Source organism: Dyadobacter sp. CY261 (assembly GCF_021440085.1).
Lineage (GTDB): Bacteria > Bacteroidota > Bacteroidia > Cytophagales > Spirosomataceae > Dyadobacter.
Genome location: NZ_JAKCPW010000005.1, coordinates 329144 through 351487 on the forward strand (window position 1 = coordinate 329144; position 22344 = coordinate 351487).

General features: G+C 48.5%; 17 protein-coding genes. 13 read left to right on the forward strand and 4 right to left on the reverse strand.

Annotated elements, in window-relative coordinates; all coding sequences use genetic code 11:
* Positions 1–98: 98 nt before the first annotated feature.
* Positions 99–713, forward strand: coding sequence for a hypothetical protein (locus LZD49_RS16515; protein WP_234668668.1), 615 nt, complete (start codon positions 99–101; stop codon positions 711–713).
* 90 nt (positions 714–803) lie between these two features.
* Here the strand turns inward: LZD49_RS16515 and LZD49_RS16520 are convergent, their stop codons facing one another.
* Complete coding sequence (locus tag LZD49_RS16520; RefSeq protein WP_234668669.1) at positions 804–1343, reverse strand: RNA polymerase sigma factor; 540 nt, start codon at positions 1341–1343, stop codon at positions 804–806.
* A 580-nt stretch (positions 1344–1923) separates the two neighbouring features.
* On the opposite strand from LZD49_RS16520, the gene LZD49_RS16525 reads away from it, so the two are divergent.
* Genes LZD49_RS16525 through LZD49_RS16545 form a run of 5 tightly spaced genes read left to right on the forward strand, consistent with a single transcriptional unit; the run spans position 1924 to position 10774 of the window.
* Entirely contained in the window at positions 1924–3849 is a 1926-nt protein-coding gene (locus tag LZD49_RS16525; RefSeq protein WP_234668670.1) for a PfkB family carbohydrate kinase, read from the forward strand.
* The gene (locus tag LZD49_RS16530) at positions 3849–6092 is read left to right on the forward strand and encodes a two-component regulator propeller domain-containing protein (protein ID WP_234668671.1); all 2244 of its coding nucleotides are present in this window, start codon (positions 3849–3851) and stop codon (positions 6090–6092) included. Before LZD49_RS16525 ends, LZD49_RS16530 begins: the two co-directional genes overlap by 1 nt.
* 6 nt (positions 6093–6098) lie before the next feature.
* The gene (locus LZD49_RS16535; RefSeq protein WP_409021329.1) at positions 6099–7166 is read left to right on the forward strand and encodes a polysaccharide deacetylase family protein; all 1068 of its coding nucleotides are present in this window, start codon (positions 6099–6101) and stop codon (positions 7164–7166) included.
* Between the two features lie 12 nt (positions 7167–7178).
* A complete protein-coding gene (locus LZD49_RS16540) occupies positions 7179–9398 on the forward strand; it encodes a hypothetical protein (RefSeq protein WP_234668672.1) in 2220 nt (739 codons plus the stop codon).
* 56 nt (positions 9399–9454) lie between these two features.
* Positions 9455–10774, forward strand: coding sequence for a DUF3748 domain-containing protein (locus LZD49_RS16545; RefSeq protein WP_234668673.1), 1320 nt, complete (start codon positions 9455–9457; stop codon positions 10772–10774).
* Between the two features lie 2 nt (positions 10775–10776).
* Here the strand turns inward: LZD49_RS16545 and LZD49_RS16550 are convergent, their stop codons facing one another.
* Complete coding sequence (locus tag LZD49_RS16550) at positions 10777–11349, reverse strand: Uma2 family endonuclease (protein WP_234668674.1); 573 nt, start codon at positions 11347–11349, stop codon at positions 10777–10779.
* A gap of 74 nt (positions 11350–11423) precedes the next feature.
* Positions 11424–12452, reverse strand: coding sequence for a LacI family DNA-binding transcriptional regulator (locus LZD49_RS16555; RefSeq protein WP_234668675.1), 1029 nt, complete (start codon positions 12450–12452; stop codon positions 11424–11426).
* A 163-nt stretch (positions 12453–12615) separates the two neighbouring features.
* On the opposite strand from LZD49_RS16555, the gene uxuA reads away from it, so the two are divergent.
* From uxuA to LZD49_RS16575, 4 genes are read left to right on the forward strand one after another with little or no spacing between them, the layout of a single operon-like run.
* Positions 12616–13821, forward strand: coding sequence for a mannonate dehydratase (gene uxuA / locus LZD49_RS16560; RefSeq protein ID WP_234668676.1), 1206 nt, complete (start codon positions 12616–12618; stop codon positions 13819–13821).
* A gap of 26 nt (positions 13822–13847) precedes the next feature.
* Positions 13848–14639, forward strand: coding sequence for an SDR family NAD(P)-dependent oxidoreductase (locus LZD49_RS16565; RefSeq protein WP_234668677.1), 792 nt, complete (start codon positions 13848–13850; stop codon positions 14637–14639).
* 36 nt (positions 14640–14675) lie between these two features.
* On the forward strand, positions 14676–15533 hold the full coding sequence (locus tag LZD49_RS16570; protein ID WP_234668678.1) for a ThuA domain-containing protein: 858 nt from the start codon (positions 14676–14678) through the stop codon (positions 15531–15533).
* A 41-nt stretch (positions 15534–15574) separates the two neighbouring features.
* Positions 15575–17008, forward strand: a complete 1434-nt coding sequence (locus LZD49_RS16575; protein WP_234668679.1) for a Gfo/Idh/MocA family protein — start codon at positions 15575–15577, stop codon at positions 17006–17008.
* A 39-nt stretch (positions 17009–17047) separates the two neighbouring features.
* Here LZD49_RS16575 and LZD49_RS16580 read toward each other — a convergent pair whose 3' ends face one another.
* A complete protein-coding gene (locus tag LZD49_RS16580) occupies positions 17048–17908 on the reverse strand; it encodes an AraC family transcriptional regulator (RefSeq protein WP_234668680.1) in 861 nt (286 codons plus the stop codon).
* Between the two features lie 257 nt (positions 17909–18165).
* On the opposite strand from LZD49_RS16580, the gene LZD49_RS16585 reads away from it, so the two are divergent.
* From LZD49_RS16585 to LZD49_RS16595, 3 genes are all read left to right on the forward strand, one after another.
* Positions 18166–18594, forward strand: coding sequence for an META domain-containing protein (locus LZD49_RS16585; protein ID WP_234668681.1), 429 nt, complete (start codon positions 18166–18168; stop codon positions 18592–18594).
* A 246-nt stretch (positions 18595–18840) separates the two neighbouring features.
* Complete coding sequence (locus LZD49_RS16590; RefSeq protein ID WP_234668682.1) at positions 18841–19668, forward strand: sugar phosphate isomerase/epimerase; 828 nt, start codon at positions 18841–18843, stop codon at positions 19666–19668.
* Positions 19669–19867: 199 nt separating this feature from the next.
* Positions 19868–22342, forward strand: coding sequence for a TonB-dependent siderophore receptor (locus LZD49_RS16595; RefSeq protein ID WP_234668683.1), 2475 nt, complete (start codon positions 19868–19870; stop codon positions 22340–22342).
* The last annotated feature ends 2 nt before the right edge of the window (positions 22343–22344 follow it).

Consider the following 22344-nt stretch of genomic DNA (forward strand, 5'->3'; position numbering starts at 1 on the left):
GGCTGGAATCGCTGCCGCCTACTGGTTTAAGTGCATGCTTCAATGCGCTGTTTTCATTACATTGTATTTAGTTTGAAATAAACTCTAACAACTGTCAGATGAAAACATCGTTTATAGCCGCCTTCCTATCTTGTGCCCTGCTTTTGACCGGTTGCGGCGGTAGTCAAGAAGAAAAAGAAGCCGAAGAGAAAGCGGCCGCCGACAGTCCGGCAGACGCACTTCAGGCCATTGCGGATAAAGCCAAGGAAATGGGCGACCGCGAGGCGGTCGATCCGGTTGATTTTCGCAAACTGAAAGACCTGCTGCCCGAAAACCTGGTTGGTATGAGCCGTACAGAAGCTACCGGTGAAAAATCAGGTGCAATGGGATTCACAGTTTCGACGGCCCAGGCCAAATATCAGGGAAGTTCCGACGAAAAGCTGAATATCGAAATCGTGGATACCGGGGGCATTGCTGGCGTGTCGACAATGGCACTCGCAGCCTGGTCGATCGCGGATATCGATAAAGAAACTACCACTGGTTACGAAAAAACCACTAAAATCGAGGGCTATAAGGCTTTTGAAAAATATAACAACGAAAGCAAATCCGGAGAAATCAATATACTCGTGGCAGATCGGTATGTGGTAAACGTTGAGGGCGACAATGTTACCGTCGACCAATTGAAACAGGCATTAAAAGCCCTTAATCTGGGCGAGCTCGGGGATTTGAAATAAGGCAGCGCATTGCAAAAAAGGAAAGCAGAAGCGTTAGCGCTCCTGCTTTTCCGGGTTTTAGGAATATGTAGTTCTGGGCTAACTTGGGGTCTATATCGCTGCCAGATCCACCTTTTCGCGCAGGATCTGTTTGGCTTTCACAAGCTGGTTTTTAACCGTATTTTTAGAGATTCGCAAAAACTCCGCAATCTCCTGATAGGACTTGCCTTCCTCGATGTTCAATTTCAATATCTGGCGACGTTTGACCGATAGCGAGTCGACCGCCGCCTGCACTACGCTTAATCTTCTTTCCGCCTCTTCTTTTTCCTCTTCCCCGGCGGTACGGATCGCTTCGAGGTAATGTTTCCGCATTTGCTCGCTCTTTTCCAGTTTTTTGAAATGGTCGAACGCCATGTTCCGCAAGCAGGTGAACAGGTAGGAATTGAAGTTATAGTCCGGCTTGATCTGGGACCTTCGTACCCAAATCTTGATAAACACATCCTGAACCATGTTTTCAGCTTCTTCCTCATCTTTGAGCAATGAAACCGTAAACCGCAGCGCAGGTGTCTTATAATAATTATACAACGCTGCAAAGGCCGCTTCGTCGCCTTGCGTTACTCTGATCAGGGTATTTTCGTCGGGGTAGGCCACAGTCGTACAGATTTAGCTTATAGAAAAGGGGACTAGATTAAAAAGAATTATTTATTAATAAAAAAACTTTTATTCTTGGCATGATCCTATTTATTAATCGGCATCAATTTGCCTAAAGCGGTATTCAATATCTATCGAAAAATAATCAGGTCTTAAAACTAAGTAGTTCCCTACATCACCGTTGCAGCTAAAAATTCTGCTATCCGAACCATCGGCGACGTTTTGTATTGGGTGGCGTATTTGGAATTGTTTTATAAATCTACGTCACTCGATTCAAAATTTGAGTCGCAAATTGCGTAAAAATATCTTCATTTTGCGTAGCGTTGTACGATTTAATCAAATCGTAATAGTAACTTATCATTTATTACATATTTGCTCATTTACAGGCATTTCTTAGCAGAAAATAACTTAAAATAACTGACGGTCCCCTCACTGTTCTCCGATAGCTTTCTTAACAATTTTGTAACATTTGCCGCGAATGCCAGGCATCACTGATAGCCCTCATCCCAGGATCGAAAGTATTATCCTCAAACATCACCCGATATCCATTTTAATTCTAAATCCAGACCAACTTTTGCTCATGGATCAAAGCCGCATCAATCAGATTCTGGAGAAAATCTCCACCGTTCGCGTCGCCGTGTATGGCGACTTCTGCCTGGACTCGTATTGGGTCATGGACGACCGCACATCCGAAGTTTCCATTGAAACCGGTTTGCAGGCCCAGGCCGTTGCCCGTCATTACTATACGCCGGGAGGTGCGGGAAATGTAGTGGCCAACCTGGCCGCATTGAAACCAGCGGGGATCAGCGTCATCGGGGTTGTAGGAAGCGACATGCAGGGACGGGAATTGACGGCGCAATTGCAACAACTCGGGGCGGATACGCGTGCATTTTTAATTCAAGAAGAAAATTTCAATACATATAGTTACCTGAAACGGCTCAAAGACGGCCGGGAAGAACCACGCATCGATTTTGGTGTATATAATGAAAGAAGTTCCGAAACCGATAAGCAGCTGGTGGCTGCACTGGAAAATGCATTGCAGGATTGCGATGCATTGATTTTCAATCAACAGGTAACCGGAAGCATTACCAATGCAGCCTTTATCGACGACGTCAATCAGCTATTCGACCGCTACCGTGATAAAATCGTGATGCTGGATTCACGGCATTTCAATGACCGCTTCCGAAATACCTGCCTTAAATGCAATGACCGCGAAATCGCTTCGTTGAACGGCCTGGAAGTGCTACCTTATGAAAATGTACCGTTAAGCGATGTAAAGGGCTATGGCGCAGAGATATTCCGCCGTTATCACAAGCCGGTTTTCGTCACTTGCGGTGAGCGGGGCATTATTGCCTTTGATGAAGGCGGATATCACGAATTGCCCGGCATTCAACTAAAAGGCAAACTGGACACCGTCGGCGCAGGCGATACCGCTATCAGCGCCATTACACTTTGTCTGGCGGCCGGTCTGTCGCCCGCCGAAGCGGCGCAGTTTGGCAATTTTGCAGCGGCTGTGACGGTTCAGAAACTATATACTACGGGGACCGCAACCGGTGAAGAAATTGCGAATGTCGCCAAAGATCCCGATTACGTTTACAATGCGGACCTCGCCGAGAACGAGCGCGTTGCGACCTATTACCCTGAAACTGAATTTGAAATCTGCGTCCCGGAAATTCTCGACAAGCTCGGACATATACGGTATGCCGTTTTTGATCATGACGGCACAATTAGTTCCCTGCGACAGGGCTGGGAAGAGATTATGGAACCGGTGATGATGAAATCCATTCTCGGTGACCGGTATGACAGCATCGACGCCGGAACATTCCATAAGGTGCAGGCGGAAGTGAAGTCATTTATCCATAAAACAACGGGCATTCAGACCATTTACCAGATGGAAGGGCTCGTGAACCTGGTCCGTGAATTCGGCTTTGTTCCCGAAGAACAAATTCTGGATAAATTTCAATATAAGGAAATTTACAACGACGGCTTGATGGAAATGGTCAACAAGCGCATGGAAAAACTGGCCAAAGGCGAACTCGGCCAGGAAGACTACACCCTGAAAGGGGCTGTGGCATTTCTTCAAGCACTCAAAGAACGCGGTGTGACCATGTACCTCGCCAGCGGCACCGATGCGGACGACGTTAAAAATGAGGCACGGATGCTCGGCTATGCCGATTTGTTCGACGGCGGCATTTACGGCGCTTTACGGGATTATACCAAGTTTTCGAAGAAAATGGTGATAGAAAAGATTATCCGCGACAATAACCTGCAAGGGAAAGAACTGGCTGTGTTCGGCGATGGACCCGACGAAATCCGGGAAGGGCGCCGGGCTGGAGGCATTTCCGTAGGGATTACCAGCGACGAGGTGCAGCGGTTCGGCCATAATCCCGCCAAGCGTCCCCGACTCGTAAGAGCCGGTGCCCAACTGCTCATCCCGGACTTTTCACAACACAAAAAACTGATCAGTTTGCTGTTTCAGGAAAGCGAAAACTACGCGGAGGCCTGATGCAACCATTTGAAAAACATCTGATCGCATGGCTGCTCTGCGGTTTCCTGCCGGTACTTTTCTCGTGCCAGCGCGACAAGACCGCAGATAATGAGCCTTCTTTTCATCAGGACGAAGCATTTTGGCAGGAATATCATGAAGCTTATCCCATGGAAGCCAATGACGTGAGGGCCGTGCTCCCCGATCGCGACGGCAATGTATGGGCGGCCACGGCAAAGGGTATTTTTCGCAAAATAAAGGATTCAGGCAACTGGGCACCTATATTCGATGGTTACGCAAATGGACCGTCGTTCGCCCTTGCACAGGATTCTGCCGGAACTATCTGGCTCGGCACGTGGAATGGGCTGTACCAATACCAAAACGGTGCAGTTACAAAGGCGAATGGGCCAACTGGGCCAATCTCGTCGATTTGTACAAAGGCCGGGACAGTCTACGCAATCGGCCCGAATGGCTTTTGGATAGGTAATTTGAAGGGTTTTACATTACAAAAAGCAGCCATCGCAAGGTCTGTGCGTGACGTGATCAGCGACGGACAGGACGGATTGTTGATCGCCACGGATGTGGGGCTTTACCACTGGACACCTTCCAATTTGGAACACACTTATAAAACCGACGCACTAATCGCTGCTTATGCAAAAGGTTTGGCATTCAACAACGACGGTAAGCTCTGGATCGGAGGCCTGGGCGGTGTTACCATTCAGGCCAGGGGTAAAAAGGAAGCAGAGTTGCGTCCCAAAGATGGTATTCCTTCCATTTATGTTACCGCAGTGCGTCTGGCTCCCGACTCCTCAATGTGGGTAGGCACGCAAACGGGCGTGGTTCGTTTCGCGAAGGATGGCAGCCATTCCTTGCGATTTTCAAGACGGTGGTTGATGGATGATCAGGTCAATGACATTGCATTTGACAATAACGGCAATGCCTGGATCGCCACGCCGCGGGGCGTAAGCGCTATAAAAAAGCGTAAAATGAACCTGGCCTCGAAAAGCGACTTCTTTTACGATGTACTGATGAAGAGGCATATCCGCTTGCCGTGGATTGCCGGACAGGCGCATTTGCGGGTCGCGGGCGATACCACCACCTGGGAGCCTGAGGACGATGATAACGATGGCGAATATACCGGCAATTATCTCGCCATGGAAAGTTTCCGTTATGCCGCTACCAAAGATCCGATTGCAAAGGAGAATGCCAGAAAAGCATTCGGCTTCCTGAAACTTTTGCAGGACGTGACCGGTACCAAAGGCTTTTTCGCACGCACGATCGTCCCCGCGACATGGACGTATATGCACGATGGCAACCGCACATATACGGAGCGCGAGCTGGCGGATGAACTCGTGAAGGAGCCACGCTTTAAACCGGTGGAGGTTCGCTGGCATTTGTCGGCCGACAAAAAGTGGCTTTGGAAAGGAGATACGAGTAGTGATGAAATGTGCGGACATATGTTTGGCTACTATTACTATTATACGCTCGTGGCCGACGCAGCCGAGAAAAAAGTCATTGGTGCACATGTGGGCAGAATTGTTGACTACCTGATGCAGCATCAACTGAACTTTGCCGATGTGGATGGCAAGGCAACGCGCTGGTCGGTATGGTCGCCGGACCAACTGAACCGCGACCCCGAATGGCTTCCCGATCGCAATCAAAATTCAATGGAAATGCTGGCTTTCCTGAAACTGGCGCATCACATGACCGGCCAGGAAAAATACGGGAAAGAATACCTCAGGCTCATCGAAAAGGAGCATTATCTCGACAATATGAAGGGAGTGACGCAACAGAATCCTGCCTGGCTTATCTATTTCGATGTGGTATTACAAGCTTACCTCTATCCGATCCTGATCCATTGCGAAAAGGATCCCGAACGTTTAAAATTCTATAAGAATCACCTGGAAGAATGGTTCCTTAAACGCAAGGGCGACCATAATCCGCTCATCAATTTTATCTACGCCCATTGCCTGGATAAAAAAGCCGAACTGAAAAATTCGGTCGACTTCCTCGTCGACACGCCGCTCGATCTGGTAGACTGGCCGATCGATCACCGAAAACGGGAGGATATTCAAGTCGTGCGTACACCGGTTCTCGAAGACGAGCAGGTAAGCGAGCTGCAACCGGCCAGCATCCGGTTGACCGTCCGTTGGGACAAAAACCCATGGACACTCTCAGGCGGCAATCCACAGGTGGAGCGAGAGCCCGTTTTCTGGCTATTACCTTATTGGATGGGCCGGTATTTAGGTATGATTTCGAAATAACAAGCCATGAGACGAACATTCGTTATGAAGACCTATCTCTTATTCATCAACCTGCTATTACTTGTAATGCAAGAAACAGCCGCACAACAGACTTACGCCGAAAAGCTCGGCTGGCCAAAGGGCTCTAAAGTCATCATTTTCCACGTCGACGATGCAGGAATGTCCTATTACTCGAATGAGGGCGCTAAAAAATCGGTACAAAATGGCGTTGCCACTTCGTGCAGCATTATGATGCCGTGCCCGTGGGCAGCCAGCTTTGTCAAATATGCGGTCGCGAACCCTGGTATGGATGCGGGCCTGCACTTGACGCTTACCTCTGAATGGCAGGATTACCGCTGGCCACCTTTAAACGGCATTGCACATTCGGAGGGGCTTGTAGACGAAGAAGGTTGTATGTGGCACGAGGTCGAAGATGTGATCCGCCATGCGAGTCCGGATGTGGTGGAACAGGAAATTCGTGCACAACTGAGCCGCGCTTTGAAGCTTGGACTGAAACCGACGCATATGGATTCGCATATGGGCACACTGTTCGCGCATATTCCTTATCTGGAACGGTACATAAAAGTGGGCGCCGAGTTTGGTATCCCCGTGATGTTTCCTGGCGGTAATAATATGCTTTTGAAAGAATGCCTGAACAATCCACTGGTCAAAAAGCTGAAAGCCGAGGGTAAGTGGCAGGAAGGAATGCAGCTTCCTGAACCAGAGATCACCAAACGGTCGGTGGAATTCGGACAAAAAATATGGGCAGCGGGCTTGCCCGTCCTCGATGACCTGCACACGATCAGCGGCGACTGGAAGCCGGAAGGAGATCATTTCACCGCAGCTCAATGGGGTAAATACAAAGCGCAGAAGTTCGTCGAAACGATCCGCAGAATGCAGCCCGGCGTAGCGATGATGATCGTCCACAGCAGCGACGTGACCGACGATTTCAAGTACATCAGCGCATCGGGCGGCTCGCGCTACGCGGATATGCTCTCAATGATCGATCCCGATTTGAGAAGTTACCTTCAATCGGAAGGCGTCATCCTGACCACCTGGAAAGAGATGATGGAAAGAAGAAAAAAAGTAAAATAAACACTCATACCCATGAAAAAACCTTTTTTTACATCCCTCCTACTACTGACAACTATTGCCATTACAAAGGCACAAGGCCCTTCCGTTTATAAGGACAAGCCCTTTTTGCAGGATTTTAGTGTCAAATATTACGCTGATACTATGCAAAGTTCGCTCCTCAAGGTCGCCGCCGACCGAAATGGGGTAGTCCAAATGCTGGCGACAGAAGGCCTTAGACACACTTATGACGGCCAATTCCTCTACCCCGGCAAAGTGGTGCCCGACCGGAATTACCGGTACATGAAAGACAAGCATATCAGCGGACTCATCCGCTATGAAAATCAGCTCGTTTACCTGACCGACCAGGTTGTATTCAGCAATGCGTGGGCGGGAACTTTATTTTCGAAGCACAACCTCCCCAAAGCCAAGATTTTCGCAGGAGGCAAAGATTTTACATTTCTGATTTCGGACGGCGAATCTTTGGAACTGATCAAAGATTCGAAAAGTCTTTGGAATGGCAAGTTACCGGACGACGCGGCCATTGCCGTAGCATTTCAAAGCAATGCAAACCAGTTCTGGATTCTGGGAAAAAAGTCGCTCTACAAACTAGGGGTATCGGATAAAAAACTGGCAAAGGCATTAAGCGGCAACGATTTCACCACCTTTGACGTAACCTCGAAAGAAACAAAAATTTTTATCGGCACGAGGGATGGCTACCTGGTGTTTGATATTCCAACCGGAAAACAAACCGGCGAAATCCGTCGCAAACTTCCTGTTACAAACATTACGGCTATCAAAGAAGTTGATGGCAAAGTTTGGTTCGGTTCCGATCTGGGTGCCTTTGCCTTACGCGCTGATAATAAATATGATTACTATTTTGGCGAGCGCTGGCTTCCGGGTAATGCTGTCATCGACATTCAGGAAGGGCCGAAAAATTCAGTATTAGTACTAACAACCAAAGGCTTAGGACAAATTGAGTTTAAATCCATGACCTTGGAAGCAAAAGCCATGCTTTTTGAAGATCAGGTAAGATTGCGCCACATCCGTAACGGTTTTAATTCGCACCTTGTGGGGCTAAGTCATGGCGACCTTTCCACCGGCTTCATGGAAGATTCTGACAACGACGGCCTTTGGACTTCTATGTACCTCGGCGGTGAGATTTTCAGATACGCTGCGACCAAAAACCCCGAGGCATTGCAAAATTGCCGCGAATCAATGGACGCCATGGAGCGACTTTATACTGTAAACCCTGTGGCTGGCTTTCCGGCACGTTCCTATGAGCGATCGGGTCACATCAATGAGCTGCACGACATCGAGCGCTGGCAGCATTCTCCCGAGAAAGAATGGGATTGGAAGGCAACCACCAGTAGCGACGAGATAATAGGGCACATTTTCGCATTTGGCGCAGCCGCGGAGCTGGTCGACGACCCGAAAATTAAGAAGCAAGCCATTATGCTCATTGATACCGTCATGTCGCACATTGTTAAAAACAATATGTACCTCATCGATTATGACGGCAAGCCCACACAATGGGGCAAATGGCATCCCGACTATGTAAACTCCTTCCCTATTAATGTAGGCGATCGCAAGCTGAATTCTTCAAACATCGTTGCCATGTTGCAAACGGCTTATCATTTCACCAAGAAGGAGAAATACAAAGCCAAAGCATTGGAATTAATGACCAAGCATGGCTATTTCGAGAACATGATGCGTCCGATGAGCGTTATCGGACGCGCACCGGAAGACGCTGACGAACACGCTAAGCACATGTCTGACGGCTGGAATCACTCGGATGACGAAATGTATTTTCTGGGATACTGGGGGCTTTATCGCTATGCGCTCAATGACACGCTCAAGGCCAGATATAAACAACAGATCATCGATCACTGGCAGGCCGAAAGACCAGAGAAGGAAGGGGCGTGGAATATTTTTACAGCAGTGACAAGCCCAAAAGAATTTGATCTCGACGAAACGGTTTGGTACCTGCGGGAACATCCCATCGACCTGATTGATTGGGTGATCAAAAACAGTCATCGTAAGGATATCGAAAAGTTGGAGCCCAATTTCCGGAAGCAATCCATTAAAGAAGTTTTGCCACCCGATGAACGTCCGATCCAGCGCCACAACGCGAATATGTTCAGCCTGGATCGAAGCGGTGGTAACGGCGCAGGTGAACACAGCGCCGGCGATATCTGGCTGCTGCCTTACTGGATGGGCCGGTACCTGGGGGTTATCAGCGCTCCTCAAAAGTAAATTTAACCATGAGACTTGTTTCTATCCCGGTTTTATCGTTTCTAATATTATCAAGCATGCAATCCTGCCAAACAGATACCGCAGAAAAACAGATCACCCACGACTTGACCTATCACCACGACCTGGATAATAACGACAACTTTTCTCCTGATGGCAAGTGGCTCGTGTATGACACCAGGACCGATGATGGCGGCATTGCGGAATCGGCGCGTATCGAGCGGGTGAATGTTGAAACCGGGGAGAAACAAGTCCTTTTTGGTATTAGGAATAATGCGGTGTGGGGTCCAGGTGCAGGGGCCGTCAGTTATAGCCCGAAGCAAAATGCTGTGGTATTTATTCATGGCCTTTCAAACAGTACCAGAGAAAACCCCTACCAGCAATGGAGACGCACGGGTGTAATCATCGATGATACACACCCCAATGTGCCTATATACATGGATGCACGCGACATAACGCCCCCATATACACCGGGTGCATTACGCGGAGGCACGCATCGTCACGAGTGGAGCGGCGACGGTCAATGGATCGGGTTTACTTATAATGATGCTATTTTAAAAGCGCTGGAAGACTCGACCGGTCAGAAACGGAACCTGCGGACGATTGGGGTTTCTAAGAAAATAAGGGCTGTTAAGGTCGATGAAAATGTAGAAAATGTCTCCGGCGAATGGTTCAGCGCCCTTGTGGTGCAGGTAGTCCCAAATCCTGCCCTGGGAAGCGACGAGATAAGCCAAGCCAACAGTGACAGTTGGGTCGGCTTGAACGGCTATGCCGGTCAAAATGGCAAGCAACAAATCGCTCGGGCATTTTTGGGCACTGTCAGAGATAGAAATGGCACCGAGGTCCCGGAAGTTTTCATCGTCGACATTCCTGAAGATATTACCCAACGCGGCCCTCTAGGCCCACTGGAAGGAACAGATACGGACTTTCCGATGCCGCCCAAAGGTACCATTCAGCGACGGCTGACTTTTACGGCAGATACTCCCCACCCAGGCTGCTCCGGCATAGTAAGGTCGTCGCCGGACGGGAGCAAGCTTGCTTTTTTGGCGAAAGACAGGAGCGGCATTACCCAGATTTTCACCATTTCGCCCCATGGAGGCACCACTACACAAGTTACCGAGCATACGTCGGATGTAAAAGGCAATCTTCGCTGGCATCCGGATGGGAAGCATATCGCCTATATTTTTGAGGGTGGCATTATGCTTTGCGATGCAGGGGAAGGTCTGTTCAAAGAAAGGGTTCAGACCTTGATTAAAGCGTCCGCGAATGTTCCTGGTAATCTTGTATGGTCACCAAATGGAAAGATGCTTGCATTTAATCGTTTAATAAAGAATGAGATTGGGAAGGCTACTCAGCAGGTTTTTGTATTGCGTTTCTAGGCCTAAAATGAAGTTGCGTCAGAAAAAATCACCTTTTTGTAAACCGCGGCCAGAGGGAGCTCGATATCAAAATAAGGCAGCTTGATCACTTCTTCCATATTGTTATAAAAATCAACAAACCAACGATCGCCATCGCGCTTATATACTTCCATATAGCATTGTGTTTGTTCAACAATAAGATAATGCTGCAACGATGATACATGTGAATATTCGCGAAGCTTGTCAACGCGATCGATTTTGGCAGTACTTTCAGACAATACTTCAACAATTAGCAATGGAAAAGTGGTGTATCGGATCGCATCGCCCTTTCCTTCGCAAATCATGAAATCTGGAATACGGACGACCCTGCCATCTTCTACTTTCAACTTTACTGCATTTTGGTAAAGTTCGTAGGCGCTGTCCTGCAAACTTCCTCGCAGACAGAAATGAATATTACCCGCAATCCTATTGGACGTAGTTGTTTCTCCAGACATCTCGATGATTTCTCCGTTGACGAATTCGAACCGGCCTTCGTGTGTCTCACAAAAGGCGAAGTATTCTTCCAGCGAATAGAGTCTTTCAGCCACAGTTTCCATATTGATATGCTTCCGTATGTAAAATAATAAATTACAGGAAAATTCTCATGGCAAAACGTTGAATGCGGTGCAAATTACGAACTCTCCGACCGTTTCGACGACCGCCTGATCATCAGTTCCGATCGCAGGATAATCGGCTCCATAAAATCCAATGGCTTTGTTCCGTTTAGCTGACCTACAACGGCCATCATCGCTGTCTTACCCATCTGATAACCGGGGTAAAAAACCGTCGTGAGTTGAGGAGTGATCACCTGGGAGACCGGGTCGTTGTTGAAACCGACAACGGCAATGTCGGTCGGGATCGAATAGCCTCTTTCCTGCAAGGCTTGCATACAGGTAACCGCACAGAGATCGTTGGCAATAAATAGGCCGCCAGGTTTTTGATCCATCTGATGTATTTTTTCGGCCACTGACCTCCCGGCGTCCTGGCTCAGGTCAGTGGTTAGGATCATTGTATCATCGGTCCGAATGTCTGCCTTCTTCATTGCCCGTTGAAAACCAGCCAGCCGGTCGGCGTACACATTTCTTCGCAAATCGCCGGTAACGTGAATGAGCTTGCGGCAGCCTTCATCCAACAAATGGCGCGCAGCATCGTATCCGGCCTGCTCATTGTCGATGACCACGTTTCCGCATTGCGGATGGGCTAATACCCTGTCGAAAAAGAGGACGGGAATATTTCGGTCGATAAATGCTGAAAAGTGATCAAATGAATCGGTATCATAAGCCACCGACACGAGCAGGCCGTCCACACGGCTATTGAACATCGTTTTCGCATTAGCCCGCTCTTTCGCTTCCGACTCCAACGACTGGCTGATGAGGAGGTTATAACCAAAGTTGTTCGCAACTTCCTCCATTCCGGCCAGTACAGTCGACATAAAATTGCTATTCAGCCTCGGCACGATGACACCCAGCGTGTTAGTCTTTCGGGTTCGTAAGTGGCTGGCAAAAGTGTTCGAACGATATCCCAGCTCGGCAGCCTTCTCTGCAATCAACATCTTGGTTTTGACGTTAATTGCGGGATGGTCGTTTAATGCCCTGCTCACCGTTGCAGGTGACAACGCTAATATTTTTGCGAGGTCGTAAATGGTAATTTCCTTTTCCATCTGCCTTTCCTGTAAGGGGTTCGAATAACTTAAGCCGTCTGTTATTTACGTTTTGAATTTGAAAATACTTTGATCAAATCCGTCTTGTCTTATTTACGGCAAGTTAATGCAATCGGTTACAATACAAGATTATGTTATTATTTTTATAAAAATTACCAAAAGAATGATTCAAACCATGCGCTGGTTCGGCCCAAATGACCCGGTTTCCTTGATGGACATCCGGCAAGCGGGATGTAGTGGCGTCGTTACGGCGCTTCACCAGATCCCGGTTGGCGATGTTTGGACAAGGGCGGCAATCCAGGAACGGATCACATTGATCGAGACGGGCAATGAACAGCATACTACGCTGAAATGGCTGGTGGTAGAGAGTCTGCCGGTTCATGAGCATATTAAGAAGGGGCTGCCGTCGAGAGACGAATACATTGAAAACTACAAACAATCATTGCGGAACCTGGCTGAGGCAGGCATCCGTACGGTTTGTTACAATTTCATGCCGGTTCTCGACTGGTCCCGCACCGATCTCACCTACACTTTTCCCGAAGGCCACAAGACGCTTCGCTTCGTGTGGGAGGATTTTGCGTTGTTTGATCTTTACATTCTTCAACGCCCCGGCGCAGAAGCGGATTATGATGCGGAAGTAAGGGAATCGGCAAAACTGAAGTTGCAGAGTATGTCTCCTGTTGAAATCCAGACTTTAACCAACACGGTACTACTTGGTCTACCTGGCTCGGAGGAGGCATTTGAACTGGCCCATTTTCAGGAATTGCTGAATGCTTATGCGCAAATCGGTGATAAGGAACTTCGCGAAAACCTTTATTACTTCGTTCGTGAGATTGCACCCGTCGCTGAAGAATTAGGCATCAACCTTTGCATTCACCCCGACGATCCACCTCGTCCGCTGCTGGGCCTGCCGCGTGTAGTAAGTACGGAAGCTGATCTTGCACAACTAATGAACGCATGTGACAGCCGCGCCAATGGAATCACATTCTGTACCGGGTCGCTGGGTGTCCGTGGCGACAACGATCTACCGGGTATCATCCGGCGCTTGGGCGACCGCATCCATTTTGTTCATCTCAGAACTACTAAGAGAGAATCCGAGGATAACCGGAACTTCCACGAAGCACCGCACCTCAATGGCGATGTAGATATGTACGAAGTGATCAAAGCATTACATCAGGAAGAGCTTCGGCGCAAGGCGGCACACTATACCGATGCGCTGCTACCCATGCGACCCGATCATGGTTTTCAAATGCTCGACGATTTGCATAAAAAGACCTACCCCGGTTATTCCATGATCGGCAGGCTCAAAGCATTGGCCGAGTTGCGGGGGTTGGAAATGAGTATCGCACGGTCGGTGCAAGAGTATTAGTCCAGGTTCTATTAATTTTAAGATACATGTCTGTTAATAGTCAAATGCATTCAGATTCATCACTAAATGTCTTCTCACTGGAAGGCAAAATTGCCCTTGTTACCGGCGGAGGAAGTGGCATCGGTTTCCACATTGCCCAATGCCTGGCCAATGCAGGTGCCAGGCTGGTCATCACCGGCCGTCGTGAAGATGTGTTAAAAGAGGCATTGCCAAAGCTAGGCGCGAATGCCCGTTATTTTGTCAACGACATCACCGACCTGAAATCGATACCAGCGCTAATTGCCGACATTGAAACGCAAGTCGGCGAGATCGATATCCTGATCAACAATGCGGGTATCAATATGAAAAAGCATGCGATAGAAGTGACAGACGAAGATTTCGACCGTATTATCCAGACTAACCTGCATGCTGTTTTCACTATTACCCGCGAATGCGGCAAGCGCATGATTGAGCGTAAACGCGGATCTATTCTGATGATCACATCGATGGCAGCCTTGTACGGCATTGATCGTGTGGTAGCCTACACAGCTTCGAAATCCGCGGTTGGCGGCATGGTTAAAGCACTCACGACCGAGTTTTCACCGTATTATGTACGTGTAAATGCGATTGCACCAGGCTTCATTGAAACGCCCATGATGCTAACCGCCATGAACGGCGACCCATCCCGCCGCGATAAGGCGATGGACCGGACACCCATGGGTATTTGGGGAAAACCAGATGATATCGGCTGGGCAGCCGTGTTTCTCAGCTCGGATGCGGCCAAGTTTATTACGGGCGTTTCACTGCCCGTGGATGGAGGGAATTCGATTGGATTTTAAGCATTTAATATCAAACCTTTTTCTAATTCAATATCAATGAAAAAACACATTCTAGTAAAAGCAAGCCTGCTCTGCCTGACGATCCTCGGGTTGGTGTGGCCGGTGAGTACACACGCGCAGAAAATCAAGTGGAATAAGGTCAAGATCCTTGTTTACACTAAAAATGGGAAGGGTTACGTACATGATAACATTGCCCATTCCAAAACCGCGATCCTTGCTTTGGGTAAACAAAATGGCTTCGCAGTGGACACTACCTCCGATCCGTCGAAGTTTACGGACGAGAACCTGAAACAGTACGACTGCCTGGTCTTTTCAAATACTAATAATGATGTCTTTGATACCGATGCGCAGCGCGTTGCATTGATGCGTTACATTCAGGCAGGTGGCAATTTCGTCGGCCTGCATTCGGCATCGGGTACGGAGCGCAAATGGCGGTGGTTCAAGGATCTGCTGGGCGGAACTTTCTTCTGGCATGAACCGGGGCAGAGCTTTTCGGTAAAGGTGCTTGACCCTAAAAATCCTTCTCTGGCGCATCTCGGCAATACCTGGCAGCGGCAAACGGATGAATTCTACTTTATTAAAGAGCTCGGAGTAAATCTGAATGTGCTGGCGGTAAACGACCATTCAACTATTCAAAAACCGGCTGGAAAAGCGCTCGATACATTTGGCGATGTATTTCCGTCGGTATGGTGGCATGAATACGATGGTGGACGCGCATTTTATACGTCGATCGGTCATCAAAAGGAAGATTACGAGAAGGACGACCTTCGCAAACACATCCTCGGCGCCATTGAATGGGCTATCGGGCCGCAAAAAGCCAGAAATTATAGCAAAGCTTATGCAACAAGCCCTCAGGACGCGGTGCGGAACACCATTCCCGCTCTCTCTAAATAATCCAAAACTTATTAGTCATCAATCCTAAATCTGCATACAAAATGAAAGATCAGAAGGAGCAAAATCAGGACAGAAGGTCATTTTTGAAGGCTACGGCCAAAGGTACAGCGGGCATTATCGCCGCGTCGATGTTCCCAACTATCGTACCGTCGAGTGTATTTGGCAAGAATGCGCCGAGCAACAAGATTAATATCGGCCAGATAGGCTTCGGCCGCATTGGTTCCACACACGACTTGCCGGAAGTGATCAAAAACGAAGCAGCGCACGTAATTGCCGTGGCCGACCTGGACAAAAACCGTTTGGCAAAAGGCAAAGAATGGATCGAGCGGAAATATGTTGAACGTACCGGCAAAGAGAAATACCTCGAAGTAAAGACTTATGATGATTACCACGAAATCCTCGCTCGTAAGGACATCGACGCGGTGATCATCAGCACGCCCGATCACTGGCACGCGCAACCGGCCATGGAAGCCGCAGTTGCCGGAAAGCACATTTACATGCAAAAACCTACATCGCTGACCATCCGGGAAGGCCGCCAAATGGCCGATATGATCAAAAAGAAAGGCGTTATATTCCAATTGGGCAGCCAGCAGCGGTCGGTAAACCCATGGCCGCAGTTCAAGCGGACCTGCGAGCTGGTCCGCAATGGGCGTATTGGAAAGCTGAAAAAAGTATACGTGGGCCTGCCCGGCGACCCTGCCGGTGGCAGCACGGCGCAGATGCCCGTGCCGTCTAACCTCAATTACGACATGTGGCTTGGCTCGACACCCGAAATATATTACACCCTCGACCGCGTGCATTCACAAAGCGACATCAACGACCGTCCGGGCTGGCTGCGCCTGGAACAATTCGGGGCGGGCATGATTACGGGCTGGGGCTCCCACCACATCGATATTGCGCACTGGGGAATGGATACCGAGCTCACCGGACCTATTGAAATTGAAGGAAAAGCAACATTTCCTGCCAAAGGTTCGGGGTTGTGGGATGTTCACGGCGATTTTCTTGTAAATGCGTTGTATGCCAATGGCGTCGCCATGGAGATCGGAGGAACGAATCCAAATGGTATCAAATTCGAAGGTACGGAGGGGTGGATTTTCGTTTCGCGCGGCAATGTCGGCGTAACAGCTTCCGATCCGGTGGCAGCACAGAATGCCAAAGAAAACAAAGCATTTTACGCCAGCGATCCCAAAATCCTCGGTTCAGTCATTCAGGAAAATGAAATTCATCTCTACGAAAGCCCTGAACAACACCAAAACTGGATCGAAAGCATTCAAAGCGGCAAACAAACCATCAGCCACGCCGAAATCGCGCATCGCTCCTGTACCGCGTGCTTACTGGCACACACAGCTATGAAGCTCGGGCGCAAAGTGAAATGGGACCCGAAAAAGGAAAATTTTATTGACGATAAAGAAGCTACCGCCATGCTGTCCCGCCCGCAGCGCGCGAAGTATGGTACTAATTATGTGAAGGGTTAATATGTAAAAAACGGTGGTCAACTGGCCACCGTTTTTATTTCAGTAATTCCCCTTATACTCCCTGGGCGTGTGCCCGATATATTTCTTGAAATTCCTATTGAAGTTTGATAGCGAATCAAAACCGCTATCGTAGGCAATTTGGGCAATGGTCCATTTGTCCTCGAGGAGCAGCTTACAGGCATGCCCGATGCGAATTTCGTTGACGAAATCGATGAAGGTCTTGTTCGAACGCGCCTTGAAATACCGGCAGAATGCAGCCTCGGTCATGCCGGCGAGGGAGGCGACGTCGCTGAGGCGGATTTCCTGAAAAAAATGTTGCAGCACATAATTGTGCACCTTTTGCATACGTTCGGTTTCTGATACTTTGAAGTTATTGACATATCCATAACTCGAAATCGGTTCGCCGGTAGTGTCGTGGGCAAGTTTGTCGAGTAAGGTCAGCAGTTGTAGAATACCTTTGAAACCTTCCACCGCGGTCAGGGAAATCAGCTCGCTACGGATATGCTCCGATAATGCGCCTTTATAGCAAATGCCTCTTTTAGAATCTGCCAGCAACTGGCGGAGACCGAGCATTTCCGGCTTTTCAAGAAAGTCTTTCCCCAAAAAATCTTCCTGAAAATAGAGTACGATACCGTGCGTCATCAAGCTTGAATTCGTTTCAAAATAGGCGGGATCGCTACGCCACAGATGCGGCACATCCGGGCCTAGAAATACCGTATCACCAGGACCGAACGTATGGATGGAATCTCCAATCAACCGTTTGCCAGTCCCCTCCAGTACGGTAAATAATTGGTAGTGCGGATGAAAATGCCAGTTAGGATCAAAATGCGGCTCTTTCAGCTCGTGGACTGTTACGGTATGAACCTGGCTCTCGATATTTTTATGAATGGGTGCTTTCATATTCTGTCAAATTTTACCCGAAATATTCGCAATAATACATAATTGCTATCAAAATATGATTACTAATACCTTTTATCGGCAAAAATAGATTGAGCCTGCGGTAAACGATTATCATCAATTGGCCGTTATAAATTACAGCGCGCGTGTTCGGAAGGCTGGCATATTTTTTGTAGATTTAGAAAGCCGCTCATATTTTTTGCAACCTTTTTTGCGAGTACAATGTCAGTGAAAGGTAGTTCTGAAATTAATTTACGTGTATGAAAGCCCTTATACTTCCAGCAGCATCCGTGCTGTTCTTTTGGCTGTTAATCAGTTGTGGAAAAACGACCACAATCAGCAGCAATATGGAGTTGACCGGCAAATGGCAATTGGACAGTATCGTGCAGGAAGAAGTTATTATCAGGAAGCCAGCCACTACGAAGGGACTGATGGACATAGGCCTTCATTTTAAAGAAAAAGGCGAGCTCGAAGGCACCACGTCCACCAACATATTAACCGGTTTTTACGAAACTGCCCAGCAGAATACCATTCAAATCGGCGGTGGCGGAACAGAAAGAGCTGAAACCAACTGGGGAAACCTGTTTGTGAATGCGCTACCCAATGTAAACTTGTATGATTTGAAAGCCAACCGGCTGGTTCTGTATTACGAAAATAGCAATCGGCTCATATTCAGCAGAGTTCAATAAACGACATTCTTAATTTGCCGACGATGGCGGTCCTTACTGAAAGGGCCGCTATTTTTTTATCACGTAGCAGTAATCCAATTTTATCCAATATTCTACTTATTCATTGCCAACTTGTCAATATCAGACAAGTAATCATCAAATCGTGAATAGCGAACAGTACTTTTTTGCTTTAAGATTGTATACTGAAAAGAAACGGGTACTCTTACCCTCCTTATCCATTCGACAGCGAGATAACTACGATTTTTGATGAAGTACAGCATGAACCTCCTTTTGTGGGGAAACCAGATTGACGAAAGCCTATTTCCTACCCTCGAACTCATCAAAGAGATTGGTTTTGACGGCGTCGAAGTGCCGATATTTAACACGAACCCGGAGCATTGGTTCAAATTCCGGCAGAAATTGGATAGCCTCGGCCTCGCTTGCGAGACCGATACCATTTGCGGGCCTTCCGAGCACCTCATTAGCGCTGATCCTGCCATGCGCCGCCACACGATCGACCATTTAAAAAATGCATTGGATTGCTCGCTCGTCCTCGGAGCAACACGGCTGATGGGTCCTTACCATTCCGCGTTAGGCGTTTTCAGCGGCAAGCCCGCCACAGAGGAAGAATGGCAATGGGGAATAGAAGGCATTCGCGAAGTGGCCGATTATGCCGAATCACTCGACATTACCCTCGGATTGGAATATCTGAACCGCTTTGAATTGTACCTCACCAGCTGCGGCGACGAGATCATCCGTTTCATCGACGACGTGAACCACCCCAATTGCAAAATCATGTTCGATACTTTCCACGCGAATATCGAAGAGAAAAATATCGGCGACACCATCCGCAAAGCCGGTGACCGCATTTCATTTATCCAACTTTCCGAAAACGACCGTTCTACGCCTGGCAAGGGCAATGTGGATTGGGAAGGCGTTTTCCAGTCGATCCGCGATATTAAATATGATGGCTGGATCAGCATTGAGGCATTTAGCCCCAAACTGCCAGTTGCTAACATTTGGCGCAAAATGTTCGATTCGGAAGAACAACTGATGCGCGACGGACTCTCTTTTATCAAATCCAATCTGGGTTGATCTTCGCATTTTCATTGCCAGCTAGATGTAACTTCTGGCTGCATTTAGTTGGCAATAAAAGTTTTATTAGAAATAATTGAATATTTAAAATGATTTGTAAGTCGAAAAGAGTTTAAAGTACTTCATTATTTGGGATTGGTCTAAATAACTCTACTTTTGCCACCAGTCTGGCAATCCCAGGTTATTTAACCCCCATATCATGAGGATTTTTTGCTTACTCATACTCTCTCTTTGCTGCTCCGCCGCTTTCGGGCAAACGGGCCAGATTAAAGGCAATATCAAGAACGCTGCTGGCCAGCCGGCCGAATCTATTAACCTCATTCTCAAAGGCACAGGCAAGGGGACGCTCACCGGTGCGGATGGGAATTTTGAATTCAACGCACTCGCTCCCGGCCATTATCAGGTGATCGGAACGGGCGTGGGCATCAAACGTATCGACCGTAGCGTGCACGTGAAGGCCAGCGAAACGGCGACGCTTGAAATTACAGCGGAAGAGAATGCCCAGGAACTTCAAACCGTCGAGATCACGGGTCGACGCGAAACGACTTATAAAAACGACCTCTCTTTCATTGCCAGCAAAACAGCAACCCCCATTAAAGAGGTACCGCAGGCGATCAGCTACGTTACCAAGGAAGTAATGCGCGACCAAGGCACGTTCCTGATGGGCGACGCCGTCAAAAATATGAGCGGGGTGAACCAGTTTACGTTTTATGACGACCTCACGATCCGCGGTTTCCGTATGAATGGCGGCAGCACCACGCAGCTTGTGAATGGCTTGCGCACATTCTCCGGGTTTTGGAAACAACCGCCCGTGAATTACCTGGAACGCGTGGAAGTGATTAAAGGCGCTGCTTCCGCATTATACGGCAACACTTCGCCGGGCGGGACGATCAACCGTGTGACCAAAAAGCCGCTGGCTACACCGCAAAAATCACTGAGTTTTACAACCGGAAGCTTCAATACGCTTCGTACCCTGGCCGATTTTACCGGCCCGATGAACGAAAGCAAGACCTTGCTCTACCGCCTCAACCTCGGCTATGTGAATGCGCAAGGCTTCCGGAATATGCAGTTTGACAAAAACATCATCATTGCGCCGTCGGTATCGTTCCTCCCGACCAGCAAAACCCGCATCAACTTTGACCTTGTCTTCAACCGCTCGAACAGCCGCCTCGACCGCGGCCAATCGGTAAAAGGCAATGACCTTTATTCAAGCTCAATCCGCACGTCGCTGAATGCCGTGAATGATTATCTCAATGAAGAAACTTACCTGATCACGACTTCATTGAACCACCAGTTTAACCAAAACACCTCATTTAACGTCGCATACCTGCGCACAGGCTATTCCGAAGACCTGCTCGAACACCGCAGCAGCAATGTTAATGGGATCGATTCCGCGGGAAAAGCCATCGAGAACCTGGTGGCGCGGCAGGTGTTTATCCGCAAAACGAAGTCGTTCATGGATAATGTGTCGCTGTTTTTCAACCATAACTTCAATACCGGTATTGCAGAGCACAAACTGGTTGCTGGGTACGACTTCATTCAATCTTCGACGCCCAAAGGCTCCGGTCAGCAAACCGCGAATGGCTATTTGCTCAAAGCGGGCGGCGCGGCTGCCTACAATGCCAAAACGCCTGAGAAGTATGTGTTTTACAATTATGTCGAGAATGGAAAAACATACAGCATTCCAAAGCCTAACATCTCGCATTACGACCTGACGTTGCAGAACAACAATATGGAAGATCCTTCCAAATATATCTACAACGTGACGGCCAATGCCGCGACGACGCCGGTGCTTTACAAGTTGCACGGCTTGTATCTGCAAGAACAATTGAAGCTCAAACGCCTTCAAATCCTGCTTGGCTTGCGCTATGACACTTATATTGACAAAAAAGGCTACACAACCAACAGCGAATCGAATGTGACCCAGCATGCATTGCTCCCGCGGATCGGGGCGGTGTATACGCTTACGAACAACATTAATGTGTACGGGACTTATACCAAAGGCTACAATCCGCAGGACCCGATCGTGCAGAGCAACCCGTTGTCCGGCGGGCCATTCGACCCGATCCGCAGCAGCCTCTCAGAAGCCGGTTTGAAAACCGAATGGCTCGACGGTCGCCTGACGGCCAACGTTTCGGTATACCAGATCACCCAAACCAACACTTTATACTCGGCCAATGCCGCCGACCGTCCCGACCTGATGCTGCAAATTGGGAAGGAAACTGCGAAAGGCGTCGAGTTTGACGTGACTGGGAACATCCTCCCAAACTGGAATGTGATCATGGCTTACAGCTACAACGACGCGACGATCACCGACGCCGGTTCACGCGCCGCCGATCAGGTGCTGGTGAATTTGCAGAAGCCCAATGCACCTAAAAACCAGGGAAGCATCTGGACGAAATATACCTTCGTAAACAACTTTCTGAGTGGTTTCGGCTTGGGCCTGGGCGGAAACTTCGTGACCGAACGCAACCTTTCGCTCAACAATACGCAGACTTTGCCGGGTTATGCATTAGTGAACGGTGCTGTTTATTACAAAATCGACAAGTTCCAGTTCCAGGCGAACTTCAACAACCTGGGCAACAAAACATATTGGGTAGGCGGATACGATTACCTGCGCCTGTTCCCGGGCGCACCGCGCAACTTCATGGCGACGATTTCTTACACCTTTTAAAT